At 67.5% G+C, this 13,202-nt stretch carries 15 protein-coding genes; 9 read left to right on the top strand and 6 right to left on the bottom strand.

Translation table 11 applies throughout. From position 1 onward, the window contains the following. Positions 1-78: 78 nt before the first annotated feature. From ACPXB1_RS18020 to ACPXB1_RS18030, 3 genes are all read right to left on the bottom strand, one after another. Positions 79-705 (bottom strand): VOC family protein, encoded by a 627-nt coding sequence (locus ACPXB1_RS18020; RefSeq protein WP_425735555.1) that lies wholly within the window; start codon positions 703-705, stop codon positions 79-81. Positions 706-769: 64 nt separating this feature from the next. Next, on the bottom strand, positions 770-1,486 hold the full coding sequence (locus ACPXB1_RS18025) for an SDR family NAD(P)-dependent oxidoreductase (protein ID WP_425735593.1): 717 nt from the start codon (positions 1,484-1,486) through the stop codon (positions 770-772). A 314-nt stretch (positions 1,487-1,800) separates the two neighbouring features. After that, entirely contained in the window at positions 1,801-2,646 is an 846-nt protein-coding gene (locus ACPXB1_RS18030; protein ID WP_425735556.1) for an aldo/keto reductase, read from the bottom strand. A 684-nt stretch (positions 2,647-3,330) separates the two neighbouring features. Between ACPXB1_RS18030 and ACPXB1_RS18035 the strand changes: the two genes are divergently transcribed. Continuing rightward, positions 3,331-4,023: a hypothetical protein gene (locus tag ACPXB1_RS18035; protein ID WP_355594922.1), complete on the top strand. Its 693-nt coding sequence runs from the start codon at positions 3,331-3,333 to the stop codon at positions 4,021-4,023. A 2-nt stretch (positions 4,024-4,025) separates the two neighbouring features. Then, entirely contained in the window at positions 4,026-4,367 is a 342-nt protein-coding gene (locus tag ACPXB1_RS18040) for a nuclear transport factor 2 family protein (RefSeq protein ID WP_355594920.1), read from the top strand. A gap of 130 nt (positions 4,368-4,497) precedes the next feature. Here the strand turns inward: ACPXB1_RS18040 and ACPXB1_RS18045 are convergent, their stop codons facing one another. Continuing rightward, on the bottom strand, positions 4,498-5,205 hold the full coding sequence (locus tag ACPXB1_RS18045; RefSeq protein WP_425735557.1) for a DUF4386 domain-containing protein: 708 nt from the start codon (positions 5,203-5,205) through the stop codon (positions 4,498-4,500). 288 nt (positions 5,206-5,493) lie between these two features. Between ACPXB1_RS18045 and ACPXB1_RS18050 the strand changes: the two genes are divergently transcribed. The 3 genes from ACPXB1_RS18050 to ACPXB1_RS18060 all read left to right on the top strand — a co-directional run bounded on the left by ACPXB1_RS18050 (position 5,494) and on the right by ACPXB1_RS18060 (position 8,015). Then, positions 5,494-5,715 (top strand): VOC family protein, encoded by a 222-nt coding sequence (locus tag ACPXB1_RS18050; RefSeq protein WP_425735594.1) that lies wholly within the window; start codon positions 5,494-5,496, stop codon positions 5,713-5,715. A 422-nt stretch (positions 5,716-6,137) separates the two neighbouring features. Beyond that, complete coding sequence (locus ACPXB1_RS18055) at positions 6,138-6,494, top strand: hypothetical protein (protein ID WP_425735558.1); 357 nt, start codon at positions 6,138-6,140, stop codon at positions 6,492-6,494. A 486-nt stretch (positions 6,495-6,980) separates the two neighbouring features. Then, complete coding sequence (locus ACPXB1_RS18060) at positions 6,981-8,015, top strand: hypothetical protein (protein ID WP_425735559.1); 1,035 nt, start codon at positions 6,981-6,983, stop codon at positions 8,013-8,015. A gap of 320 nt (positions 8,016-8,335) precedes the next feature. Here ACPXB1_RS18060 and ACPXB1_RS18065 read toward each other — a convergent pair whose 3' ends face one another. Beyond that, complete coding sequence (locus tag ACPXB1_RS18065) at positions 8,336-9,409, bottom strand: glycoside hydrolase family 43 protein (protein WP_425735560.1); 1,074 nt, start codon at positions 9,407-9,409, stop codon at positions 8,336-8,338. 218 nt (positions 9,410-9,627) lie between these two features. On the opposite strand from ACPXB1_RS18065, the gene ACPXB1_RS18070 reads away from it, so the two are divergent. Continuing rightward, complete coding sequence (locus tag ACPXB1_RS18070; protein ID WP_425735561.1) at positions 9,628-9,966, top strand: GlsB/YeaQ/YmgE family stress response membrane protein; 339 nt, start codon at positions 9,628-9,630, stop codon at positions 9,964-9,966. 215 nt (positions 9,967-10,181) lie between these two features. On the opposite strand, the gene ACPXB1_RS18075 is transcribed toward ACPXB1_RS18070, so the two are convergent. Then, positions 10,182-10,790, bottom strand: coding sequence for a TetR/AcrR family transcriptional regulator (locus tag ACPXB1_RS18075; protein WP_355594908.1), 609 nt, complete (start codon positions 10,788-10,790; stop codon positions 10,182-10,184). A 123-nt stretch (positions 10,791-10,913) separates the two neighbouring features. Here ACPXB1_RS18075 and ACPXB1_RS18080 point away from each other — a divergent pair, with 123 nt between their 5' ends. From ACPXB1_RS18080 to ACPXB1_RS18090, 3 genes are all read left to right on the top strand, one after another. Then, positions 10,914-11,600, top strand: coding sequence for an SDR family NAD(P)-dependent oxidoreductase (locus ACPXB1_RS18080; protein WP_355594906.1), 687 nt, complete (start codon positions 10,914-10,916; stop codon positions 11,598-11,600). A gap of 24 nt (positions 11,601-11,624) precedes the next feature. After that, positions 11,625-12,017 carry an ester cyclase gene (locus ACPXB1_RS18085; RefSeq protein WP_355594904.1) on the top strand — a complete coding sequence of 131 codons (393 nt, stop codon included), beginning with the start codon at positions 11,625-11,627 and terminating at the stop codon, positions 12,015-12,017. Positions 12,018-12,172: 155 nt separating this feature from the next. Further along, the gene (locus ACPXB1_RS18090) at positions 12,173-13,171 is read left to right on the top strand and encodes an RNA polymerase subunit sigma-70 (RefSeq protein ID WP_425735562.1); all 999 of its coding nucleotides are present in this window, start codon (positions 12,173-12,175) and stop codon (positions 13,169-13,171) included. Positions 13,172-13,202 lie beyond the last annotated feature (31 nt).

The raw sequence follows: 13,202 nt of genomic DNA on the forward strand, positions 1-13,202 counted from the left end.
GTCCGGATGCCATGCGATTCTGTTGGCTTCTGTAGGACGGGCTTGTGCGGTCTTCCGCGCGCGATTGTGAGCGGGGCGCTACTCGCGCCCGAGCCAGGTGGCGATGCATGCCTCGTTGCCCTCGGCGTCGGCCAGAACCCACCACATCGGCGCATGCGCGTCGGAAATGACACGTCCCCCAGCGGCCAGGGCGGCTGCGATGCGGTCCTCGGCCTGATCGTGCGGGACGGCGATATCAAGGTGCATACGATTGCGTTGTGGTCGCGCAGCCTCCATGGATTGCAACCCGAACCCGGGGCCGCGTCGCGCCGGGTCGGCCAGATAGTCGTCACCGATCAGTTGATAGCCGAGCAGTGCCTGCCAGAAAGGCAGCACGTCGGTGCTCAGGGCATCCAAGGTGATGTTGATGAGCTGTACGGCCGTGGGGTCGGCGGGGATGCCAAGCGCCCGCGCAGCGGCTGAAATCCGTCGGGCCAGTGATATGTCGCGCCGGGACAACGACACGGTCACGCCGGCATGGCGCAGGTCCACGTTGAGATACTCGCGTTCGTTGCCGACGGCGAGCCGACCTATCTCATTGACGAGTGCGATGCCCGCTGACAGCGATCCGGTCGGGAAATGAGCCGAGACCAGGTGGTAGAGACAACGCCAGTCCTCGACACCGTCAGCCGCATGGAAACGCCCAGCGGTGATCTGCACTGTCATACCGGCGAACCTAACATCGACAACGGTGCCCATGCTCGCCGTGGCTTGGCGACCCGGCGGGCGCTCAGGAGTGTGGAGTCCGTACCTGCTCGAAGTGGAACTCGCGGATGAAGCAGTCCCGTGGTTGACCAACCGCGAAGAGCACACAGTCGATGACCGACTGCGCAGTGAGGTCGCTATCTGCCCGCCGTGGCCCGTTCTGAACGAAGTCTGGTGGGAAAAGGGAAATCACCCGGATTCCTTCTGGCCGGAGCCGGTGCGACAGGATCTCAGCGAGCCCGGCGTGGGCATGCTTGGCCGCGTAGAACGCGGGATGTGCGCCCGAACGGCGGTGCCCCACCTCGCCGCATGCGGAGATCATGTTGACGACGTCGGGCCGCGACGATGCACGCAGCAGCGGCAGCAGATGCTTGGTCAGCAGTACGGTGCCGGTCCCGCCCGCAGCCATCACGCTCTCGATCGTGTCGTCCGAGACGTCTGCCAGGTCGTCACCTTCGATGTACGCGGCACCATTGTTGATCAGCACATCGAGGTAGCTCGTCCGGTCGGCCACGGCCGCGGCGAACTCACGCACCGAATCCGGCGCGGCGAGGTCGCAGTGAAACGCATCAGCCCGGTCTGCCCCTCGCTGGCTGATCGCATCCGCAACCCGGCGGGCCCCCACCACGTCGCGGGCCGAGAGGAAGATCTGTGCGCCGCGTTCGGCGAACGCCTCGGCCAGAAGTCGACCCGTGCCACGTGCCGCGCCGGTGATGGCGACGCGCAAACCATCAAGGTCCATGGCCGACAGTGAAGCACCTGAACTCTGGTCGAGGTCAACGGGAACTTGCGAGGGCTGCTGGATAGTCACGCTTCGCAGCGCGCGGATCGCGGCATGACCGCATGTTCAATGCCGCCCTTGGACTGCATCCTCATTCAGCCCGGGGCAGCGTGGGCGATAGCGCGGCGGGCACCGAGGTGTTGGCAGCCTGGCGATGTTGACCCATGAAGCCGGTCCAACCCGTCCCGTAAGGCGATCCGCTACCGGACACGGGTGTGCAGGTCACGATGCAACTCGGAGGGCATCGAGCCGGCGCAGGTCGTCGTCGGACAGGCTCAGGTCGGCCGCGGCGACGTTGGAACGTAGGTGGCGGACGCTGGTGGTCCCGGGGATCGGGATGACCGGCACCCGTGTGCCTGCTGGCGGTGGTGCACCCAGGCCAGTGCGACCTGCCCGCTCGTGGTGTTGTGGCTACTGGCGATCTCGCCCAGCGCGGCGCGTAGGCCGCTCGCTACTTGCGCGTCGGCTGTGCTCGGAGGCTGGTGGAGGAGTCCGTGACCGTTTGGGGAGTGGGCCACGACGACCACTCCGAGCTCAGCCACGGTAGGCAGCAGTTCCTGCTCGATGTCGCGCTGCACCAGTGACCACTGCTCCTGCAGCGCCGCGATCGGGTGAACGGCGTGTGCGCGGCGTAGGTCGTCCGCCGTCACGTTGGACAGGCCAAGGGCGCGCACCTTCCCCTGGCTGACCAGTTCGGCCATGGCTTCGACGGTTTTCTCGATCGGGACATCGTCACTGCGATGGTGCAGGTAGTAGAGGTCGATCACGTCGACACCGAGCCGTCGCAGGCTCGCCTCGCTCGCCTGCCGCACGTACGCCGGGTCAGCCCGTACGTCGAAGCCGCCGGCGAGCTCATCTCGCCATACCAACCCGAACTTGCTGGCCAGCAGCACCTCATCACGGCGCCCTCGGATTGCCCTGCCGACCAGCTCTTCATTCTGGTAGGCATCTGCGGTGTCCACCATCGTGACACCCGCATCAAGGGCGGCGTGGACCACCGCCACCGGGTCGCGGTCGGTGCCGTCGGCGGTTCCATCACGCAACCTCATCGCGCCGAATCCCTGACGGCCGAAAGTATCCGGACCCATGGATAGACGCGTTCCCGTCTCAGTAGTTGGCATGACCCACACCCTAAAACCTCAACCGCAATTGAGGTCCAATCCGTTAGCGGTGCCCGGTCTGCGCCATCTCGAACAAGGAACCTCTGACGGGACGCCACAGCTCAGATAGCCTGGGCGCGACGGGGTGTCCCGTCTAACCCGTTCGGTGAACATTCCCGCACAGGGCCGCCATCCGGGACCTCTGCGTTCATTGCCCCCAGGGGGTCGCCGACCGCTCGCGTGACGTGAGTGTCGACGTCCAGCCTCGACGACATGCCTCGGGCCGACGCGGCCACCAGGTCAAGTGACATCGGTTCCATTAAGGCCAGTGCATCGACATGTAGGACAGTCAGCACACGCTCATCCTCAGTTTCGAGCGGCAGCCCAGCGCTGCCGCCTCACGTTGCGTGCGGCTCGCGGCTAATAGTGCGGACGCCGCCGACCTCGGTGACCCCGTACCGGCGTGGGTGCAGCTAACGGCGGTTGATCTTCGCAAACAACTGAGGAGGCCCACCCGCCGATAGAACTCGCGGGGCCAATCGATGTCCCGGACTATCAGCAGGTGCGTGAGCACCGCCCGCCCTCGGGCTCGAAGTGGTCAGGTGCCTCGTCGGCCATCACCGCTCCCTGGGTAGAGGCATCGGTTCCGCCGGTGGCGGGCGGCGAACCGCAGCGCCGCAACGCACGGCGGACGATACTGGCATCGTGGAGGAGGACCTCGTCGAACTACTGGCCTCGACCGGAGTCACCTGCCGGTTGTTGGTCGAGCAGACGCGGGGGCCATACCACCGAGCTGTGCACCCCGAGCGTCGGGAGATCACCGAGGACCGCGAAGGTCTCCCACTGCGCCTTGGGCTACGCCTACTGGCGGCGGACGCCACCACCCCCCTCGCGGACGTCCTCGTCGAGGTCTGGCAGGCCGACCACGAGGGCCGGTACTCCGGCTTCCCGCCATTCGAAGCGAGGCCGGGACAGGTGGTCACCTCGGAGTCGGTGCCGCACGATGTGATCGCCGCCGGTGAGACGTACCTGCGGGGCAGCCAGCGCACCGACGAGCGCGGGATGTGCGCGTTCAACACGATCTACCCGGGCTGGTACGTCAGCCGCACCGTGCACATCCACCTCATCGCGCACCTCGGCGACCGCTCGGTGACCACCCAGCTCTACTTTCCCGACAATGTCACCGACGAGGTTTTCAGTCGCCCGCCCTATCGGGGCCGGCCGCTGCGCGACACCACCAACGCCACCGACAGCATCTTCGCCGACGGCGGTGAGCAGATGATCCTGAACCTGCGAGGAGATCCGACGACCGGCTACACCGGTGTCCTCTGCGTCGTCCTCGACCGGCAAGCGCGACCTGCCTCGGCTGCGGGTCCTTCGGCGGAAAGCGACGGTTGATCGTGGCCGGCAAGGAGCAGATCAGGGCCACCATCGAGGCCCACCTCGCCGCCGTCGGCGCCGCCGACGCTACCGCACTGGCGGATCTCTACACACCGGATGCCCGCCTGCATGACCCCGCTGGCGGATCCCCAGTCACCGGCCGAACGGCCATCGAACAGCACTTTGCCGGCGTGCTCACCGAGCAACGGACAATGGAACTCGTGATGGTGGCGATCGCCGACCACCACGCCGCGTTCCACTTCCGCGCCACACCAGCAGACGGCCCCACCAGAGAGGTCATCGACACCATGACCTTCGACGACCAAGCCATGATCACTTCAATGCAGGCGTACGCGAGCTAACACATACGTCGGCGTCGCCAATGGTCGGCCTGCCGACGGCGTCAGCTTGAACCGCTCCAAGGCGACATCTGGTGTGAACCACACCTCGCCGCCTGGTTTGGGCTACTGGTACGTGAGTCAAAGCAACGCTTCAGCTCGCCACCCGCGTCGGCGTGGGAACGGTTGGCGGCGCTTCGTCCAGTGCCTGCCGGCGCACGCCGCGGACGAGCAGGTAGCCGACCATCCAGAGCTCGCCTACGGACGCGGGATACGTAAGTGCCTCGGCCACGACTTGTGCGTCGGGGGCGAGGTATCTGATGAACGCGCTGAGCACGTACGCGACACCGCCGCCGACGAGGATCCAGCCCAGGACGTGGGGCATCCAGCCCGAGCGCAGCACGCACCAGCCCATGGGGATAAGCCACAGGCCGAAGAACAGTGCTCCGACGCCCCACAGGTCGTCGCTGACCAGGTACAGAACCTGGACGTTGGCCGCCGCGTCGCCGACCGGGTCGACCGATACCTCGACCGCCGTGGCCAACATTGCCGCGCTCACGAGGCCCACGATCGCGCTGACCAGGCCGAAGGCGGCGATCCCGCTCGCGGCAAAGGAGTCTACGGTGCGGAACAGGCGATAGAACCAGGCGGCGGCAAGGGTCTGGGTGACGACCATGCCCAGCGCCAAGGCAACGCCAGCGCGGGCGAGCGACTCGTGCGTAACCAGGTTGGCCAGCGTCGCATTGGGGTCGTCGGCTGCGAAGAGCTGCGGGCGGACAATAAGGAGCCCGGGTACGGCGGTGATGACATTGCCGAGGTAGAACAGCCCGGTGACGCGGGCGGTACGTGTCAGCGCATGCATCGTGGCTCCTTCTCGACCCGGGTGAGGCGTTGAGGGGTTTGCATGATCTCTCCTTGATTTCGGGTGCGTGGAACCGGGCCGCGAGGCGGTTGCCTCGCGCGCCGTGTCACGTTGTGGGGCAAAGCCATGGCGGCCATGATGGCCAGGACGATGCACGCGCCGATCCCGACGCCGATCGAGGTGAGCATCGGCCCCACATAGGCGCTCCTCGCCGCGTCCGTACCCGGCACCTCGGGCAGGACTGCCGCCAGGTAGGCGACCGGGACGGCGGCGCCGACCAGGGCGGAGATCCAGGTTGGCTCGCACACCGGCGATCGAGGGCAGCCAGCCAGCCTCGACGACGCTGAGGCGCGTGCGATCGAACTCGGAGCCGTCAAGGAGGATCAGCAGTTTGCGCCGGACCGCTTTCGCGTCCTGCGCGATCCAGCCGGCCATCCCTTCTGCCTACGCCGCTGCCCCAGCGCTGGGATCGACGCAGGACGTCAACACCGGGGGCGCAGTGCTCGCTGACCGAGCCGTCGTCCACGGAGAACAGTCAGCGCGGCCGGTGTGGCACGACTGGCGACGCTGGTCGGCCTCACCAGTTGATCGGAAAGCTCACCTCGCAGCACCGGTCCCTCAACGAGACGCTGGTGCTGCGACGTGGCTCAGGGTGGAACGCAGGCCGTTCCGCTAGCGGAAACCGCCGAATTTTGCCGGGAACCTTGCGCCGAATCCATGATGGACAAAAAGATAAAGTTCACGTGAACCGATCGAGGCTGGGTGCGTCGTAATAGGAACGAAAACGCCGGCGGTGGCATATCGGCGATGATTGCGACGGACGCATTGACATCCACTTCATTGAGGCGTCAAATGTTTAGTCAGTTGGCTTTTAGGGGCGCGAGGCCCCTCCAATGCCAACTTTCCGACACCTCTATCCACAGGAGGATTGCATGCGCCCATCACCGTCCACCCGAGCCGCCCTGCTCGCGACGGCCATCAGCGCTGCGGCCATCGCGGTGACCGCCACGCCCGCGGTCGCGGCCGAGCCCAACGACAGCTGCACCTACGCCGACGGCACCGTGTGTCTGCACGTGTCGAAGTGGTTCAACGGCGCCACGATGGAATACACGGTTCCGCTCGGCACCGAGTGCGTCACCACCCCAGTCGGCTTTCTGGGCTGGTTGAACCTCACCGACCACACCTTGAGGGTGTTCTCGGGCGCCGGCTGCACCGGCGTCTCCTACCTTGTCCCGACCGGCGATCTCCACAACGTCCAGTCGCCCCTGCGCAGTTTCAAGGTCGTCTGACCTCAGGACTCGGCAGGGCCGTCCGTGAATCGTATTAATTGAGCTTGGTTGGCTGGCGGGTGTGACTGATTTGGATGGGCAACTGGGTGCGATTACGCCTCGTTGTACGCCCCGAATCGGACCATGCCCGCCACGCCAATCACGATTCCAGAAATAGTCGGAATGCTTGGCGCGATTCGTCGCGCGGTTCCACCTGAGCCGACGTTCGGCCGTGCGGCAGGGGCGGCGGGGGAGTGGGCCGTGGGCGGGGCGGTGTTGGTTCAGGCCGCTCTTGCCGCTGCCGGGTGCGGTGAGGGCCGCCGCGCCGGAGAGCTGACGAGCGGGCCGCGGACATCGTCCACGGTGTACCACCCGAATACGGCAAGTGGGCATAGACTCAAGCCCATCTACCGAACCTCTCGCCGACGGACCACCTCAACAGCTGCACCGCAACGGGGCTCGTAACACGGCGGTCGTGCGATAACGGAGACACCACTGGGAGCAGCGATGACCCGGACTGTTCGGAGCAGAGTTCTGGCTGGTATGGCCGTCGGGGCACTTACCGCGACGCTGGGCCTGCCCGGCGTCGCCGCAGCCGCGACGACGCCCCGGACCGCCTCGGTCTGCGCGCTACACCCGCTGCCTCTACCGGCGGATATGGTCGGTCGAGCCGTGGAGGTCGACCCGACTGGCCGGTTCGTCGCCGGCCTCGGCTACCGGATCACCGACGACGGCTGGCAGCCCCTACTGCTGCTCTGGACCGTGCCGCCGCTCCACCCCAGGCCAGGAGTGTGGAACGAGCCCCGACTCACCGTCGTCCCCATGGCAGCGGAGCTGAGTCTCGGAGGCATCAACCGGTACGGAGTGGTCGTCGGCACCGCCTACGTCGACAACGTGCACCGCCCCTGGCGCTACAGCAACGGCCACCTGGAGTGGTTGCCCGCCCCGACGACGGTCTCCGGCACCTGGCCGCGGGGAATCAACTCGCGCGGCGACATCATCGGCCAGGGCGCTGTCGAGGAGACCGAGACGACGCTCCCGCTGCTCTGGCCTGTCGATCGACCGGGCACCGTCGAGGTGATCGACAGCCCGCCCGTCACGGCCGCGCAGGAGATCTTCGACGACGGCACCATCGTCGGCACCGCGGGCGACTTTGGCTGGGTACGCCATCCCGACGGAACGACCGACCGGCTCACCGCTCCGGGCGCCCGGTGGTCAGGGGTCTGGGCGGCTCAGGGAACGTGGGCGGTGGGCCGCATCGGCAGCAGCGACGACCGAGAGGACGGCACCTGGGTGCGCTGGGACCTGCGGACCGGTGTGGCGAACGCCGTGAACCTGGAGCGGGGAACGACGGAGGACGTCAACGCCCGGGGCGCAGTCCTCACTGGCTATACCGTCATCCACGGCGACCGCCTCGTCACCCTGGACGGCGCTGTCCCCGATGTCCGCCTCATCTTCGGCTGGGCAATCGCCGACAACGGCCTCGTCGTGGGCTCCACGAACGACTCTCGACTGCGCCCAGCGAGTTGGACCGACTGCTGAGACGGCCGACACCAGAGGTCGGCCCGTACCCTCGTCGCCGAGGCAGCCCCGGGTCACCCGGCGCCGGCCGGCGTGCAGCGACTGGCGACGCTGCCTTCTGCTGGCCAGCGACGTTAACCGCCGGTCACGTGGCGAGGTGGCCGGTGGCCAGTAGCAGCGCCCAGGCGACCGGCTGAGATCAACTCCGCGTTGCCTGGCACCGCCCACCCGTCCCAGCCACATCCCGCTTCGGTGATCATGAAGTTGGCGGGCCGCGGCGAGATCAAACCGCCCGGCAGCCTCATGATCACGGGGGCGGGGGGAGGGGCGCACGGAACGGATCACTCGAAGAACTTGAGGCTGAAGCCGGTGTCGGCCGTCGGGCCCGGCACGTTGGCGCGGCGGTAGGTGGTGTTGCCCCACCAGCAGAACGTGCCCGTGTACCAGTACCGGTTCGCCCACGAGTACGCGGTGCCCTTGGGTACGGCGTGGAACATCAGCGGGAATCTCGGCCCGGCGGGTGGGCTCGTGGCGATGTCACCGTTGAGCAGCACGAAGCTGTGGTGACCAGGGCCGTTGACGTGCAGGGTGGGATCCCAGCCGGCCATCATCGTGGCCCGGTTCGAGCCGAACAGGCAGCCGTTCGACTTGTACCAGTCCCACACGTACGTGGGGTCGCCGCCGGCGCGCAGTCGCAGGTCGGCGAGGCAGTATTGATCACTCCAACTGCCGTTGGCGGAGTAGACGATGTGGAGCTGCCCGTTCGGGTCCCTGATCGCCTCCGGGGACTCGTTGATGAACGGGTTGCCCACCACGCGCTCCCAGCTCTCGCGCGGCTGGGAAATGACGTACCGGTTGCCGGTCGGGGTGAGCGGGTCGCTCATCCGGCTGAGGTAGATGTTCTGTTCGACGTTCGTGTCGCCGGCCCAGCCCGACCAGACGAACCACCGCTGGCCGTTGAAGGTGAACAGGCTGCCGTCGATTGCCCACTTGCCGCCGGGCAGCGCGAGCTGCCGCTCGGCCGTGTAGCCGCTGGCCGGTGACGCCGAGTGGATCGCGTACATGCGGTGGGCCGTGCCGCGCCCGGCCGAGAAGTAGATGTAGTAGCGGCCACCATCGGTGACGATCTCCGGGGCCCAGACCTCACCGAGGTTGTGGCTGTCCGTCCACACCTGTCGCGCCGGTGCGGCGGCAAGCGCGTCCGGGGAGGCCGCCTGTCGGACGGCGATCCCGCCGTTGAGCGATTGGACGGAGATATAGGTGCCGCCGACGCGGATCACGCTCGGGTCGGCGGCCCGCAGGCTGGTCTGCCCGGCCGCCGCCGGCCCAGCGCCGATCAGGGGCAGGCCGGTGACGAGCACAGCGGTCAACAGGGCGGAGAGGAGTCGCGAAATGGTTCGACTCTCGGCGTTCACGATCGGGATTCCTCTCCTCGACGTGAGCTGGCCGAAAATCGGACCCGGATCGGGTCGGCCAGCCGTCGTACACCTCAGGGCGGCAACGATTGACATCGATAGATTAGGCCAGGGGTCGACGAGCCGCAGCGTGGGTTGCCGGGCATGGAGCCGGCCGGGTTTCCGGGAACGTGAGAATCGGGCATGTATCTCGGCACTGCTGGAGGGGAGAGACGGCAATGCTGGTTTATGGCTATCTCGGCGCGGTGCTCATCGGTGCCCTCGTCGGCCTGCTCGGACGACTCATCCTGCCGGGGAGGCAACGGATCGGCCTCTTCGCCACGTTCGTCATCGGCGTCGGCTCGGCGGTGCTGGGCACCGTGGTCGCCAAGGCGCTCCATGTCGACGACGAAGCCAGCGTACGGGTGTCGGTGCTGAGCTGGGACTGGATCGTCCTCGCGATCCAGGTCGGCTTGGCGATCATCGCCGTGGCGCTGGCGAACATGCTCACCTTCACCCGACTTGCCGGCGGCGACACCCCTCGTCGACAGACCCGTCGCAGCAAGACCAAAAGCTGATCAGAAAGCGCCCGCCGATCCTGATGCTCGTCCCATGATCCGCGCAACATCAGGGATAGTGCTGTCTCCGGCGCCCCAGGAGGCAGCACTATCCGGGAAGTTGCGCGGATCTTGGCGAGTAGTAGGCCCGGAGGTGACCGCCGCGAGGGCCACGGTGGTGCCGGAGGGGCGGAGCGTGCCAGGGGCTCGGGCGCGGAGCGCGCCGGGGGCGGGGCTCAGGGGCTCAGCGCCAGGGCTCGTAGGGCGATGGCGACAGATGCCTGGAGGTCCTCGCGGCTCGCGCCGGCTGCGGCGTGCACGGCGTGCCCCTCGCTGAGGGCCATCACGAACCGGGCCAGGGCGCGGGGGTCCACGCCGTCGGGGAGGTCTCCCTCCGTCGCGGCGCGGGTCAGCCGTTCTTCCAGGGCGGCTTCGGTGGCGGCGCGGCCGGCGGCCAGGATCTCGGAGATGCGGGCGTTCTCCGGCGAGCAGGCCAGGCCGCCCTGGATCGAGAAGCAGCCCGCCGGGTGGGCACGGTCGGTGAGGCCGTCGGCGCTGGCGCGCAGGAACGCTTCGATCGAGGCGTACGCGGTGGGCTTGTCGAGTGCGGCGCGGGCGTTTGCCGCCTGGGTGTCGCGGTAGCGGGTGAAGGCGCGCTCGAACAGTTGCTCCTTGTTGCCGAACGTGGCGTACAGGCTGGGTCGGTTGATGCCCATGGCCTTGGTGAGGTCGCTCAACGACGCGCCCTCGTAGCCGTGTCGCCAGAAGACCTCGGTCGCCCGGTCGAGGACCGTCTCCTCGTCGAAGCCCCGGGGGCGTCCGCCCGTCGGTGTCGCAGTGGTCATGGCATCAGTCTACCGCTCGGTACAGATCGTGACCGGCGTCACCAACCGACCAGTACAAAACCCTGTTACGGTGATTGGCAACCGAGCGGTACAAAACCGGGGCACCACACGTAGGAGATACGAATGACCGTCACGCTCATCACCGGTGGCAACAAGGGCATCGGGTTCGAGACCGCCAGACAGCTTCTCGACCTGGGCCACAACGTCTACATCGGCGCCCGGGACGTCGAGCGGGGCGAGAAGGCCGCAGCCGAGTTGGGCGCACGGTTCGTGCAACTCGACGTCACCGACGATGCGTCGGTGAACAGTGCCCTGGCGACCATCAACTCGGCGGAGGGTCGGCTCGACGTCCTCGTGAACAACGCGGGCATCCTCGTCGTCGACCCCGTCGACGGCCCCACCGCTCTGCGGATGTTCGACACCAACGCGGTGGGGATCGTCCGCGTCACCGAGGCGGCACTGCCCCTGCTGCGACAGTCGTCGAACCCGACGGTGGTCACCCTGTCCAGCAGCATGGGGTCCTTCTGGGCGGTCACCAACCCGGAACGGCCCGAATACAACCTTTCGGCGGTGCTCTACTCGGCGTCCAAGTCGGCGGCCACCATGCTGACGGTCCAGTACGCCAAGGCCAATCCGGGCATCAAGTTCAACGCACTCGAGCCCGGCGCCACCGCCACCGACATGACCGCCTTCCTCGGAATCGGACGACCGGCGGCGGAGAGCGCCAAGACCGTCGTACGCCTGGCCACCCTCGGCCCGGACGGCCCGACCGCAACCTTCACCGACGAGTTCGGCCCCTTGAACTGGTGACACGGAGAAACAGGAGAAAATCTGATGACTGACAACAACCTGCGTGACTGGTACCTGCGCTACGTCGCCGACCTCAACGCCCACAAGTTCGACGGCATGGACGAGTTCATCAACGACACGGTGATGCTCAACGGCGAGCCCGGCACCCGGGACGACGTCCTCGCCGTCCAGAAGCACGACGTCGACGCCGTTCCGGACCTGCGCTGGGAGGTCAAGGAACTGCTGTTCGACCGCGACCGCATCGCCGTACGCGCCATCAACACCGGCACGCCGGTGAAGGAGTGGCTCGGAGTGCCGCCGTCCGGCAGGTCCTTCGAGATCGTCGAGTACGCCATCTACAAGGTCAGCGACGGACGGTTCGTCCAGATGACGGCCCTGCACGATTCGGCCGAGATGCTTCGGCAACTCACCGCCTGACAGCACGGATCCCCGGTTGCCGCGTCCGCTCGCTCCCCGAGCGGACGCGGCAAAACCGCATCCGCTTCAGCCATCCACGCCGACCCGGTGATGAGTTCTCACGCCCGCGCCCGTCACACCTACGACAGGACACGACGAGGCGGAAGGATGACGTGATGACTACGGACACGCGGCTGAAGGAGCGGGGCGTGGGCGATCTGAGCGAGGTCGACGAGCCGGCGTTCACCGGGCTGGCGCAGCGCCACCGGCGGGAACTGCACGTGCACTGCTACCGGATGCTCGGGTCCTTCGAGGACGCCGAGGACACCGTGCAGGAGACGTTCCTGCGCGCCTGGCGGCGGCGCGAAACCTTCCAGGGACGGTCCACGTTCCGCGCCTGGCTGTATCGCATCGCCACCAACGCCTGCCTGGACCTGCTCGCCAAGTACCGCCCGAAGCCCGCCACCGGCGGCGAGGTGCTGTGGTTGCAGCCTTACCCCGACCGGCTGCTCGACGAGCTGCCCGCAGGCGACGCGGACGAGCCGGAGGCCATGACCGTCGCGCGGGAGACCATCGAGCTGGCGTACCTGGTCGCCGTCCAGCACCTCGCGCCGCGCCCGCGCGCCGTGCTGATCCTGCGCGACGTCCTCGGCTGGCCGGCCAAGGACGTCGCGGAGCTGCTCGGGGACTCCGTCAACTCGGTCAACAGCGCTTTGCAGCGCGCCCGCGCCGGCATGCGGGAGCACCTTCCCGCCGAGCGGCAGGACTGGACCGGCGACGAGCAGGACGCCCGGACGCGCGAGTTGGTACGCCGCTTCACCGACGCCAGCGTGGCCACCGACGTGCCGGCGCTGGCTGCGATGCTGCGCGACGACGTCCGATCCTCGATGCCACCGACCCCCGGCGTGTACGTGGGACGCGACGCGGTAGTGGCCAGCTGGATCGAGGACGGCTTCGACGGCATGACGGGCCTGCGTGGCATCCCCACCACAGTGAACCGGCAACCCGCCGTCGCCTTCTACCACTGGCAGGAGCAGGAGAACGCGTACCTGCCTCTGACGATCGACGTCCTGCGCGTCACCGGCGGCGAGATCACCGAGATCACCATCTTCCACAACGACCAGTTCCCCCGCCTCGGGCTGCCCGAGCGCCTGCCGGCCGATGGCGCGAAGTAGTCCCGACGTACGCCCGACACCGAGTGGAGGA

It is taken from the genome of Micromonospora sp. DT68, assembly GCF_049847245.1.
GTDB classification, from domain to species: domain Bacteria; phylum Actinomycetota; class Actinomycetes; order Mycobacteriales; family Micromonosporaceae; genus Micromonospora; species Micromonospora profundi.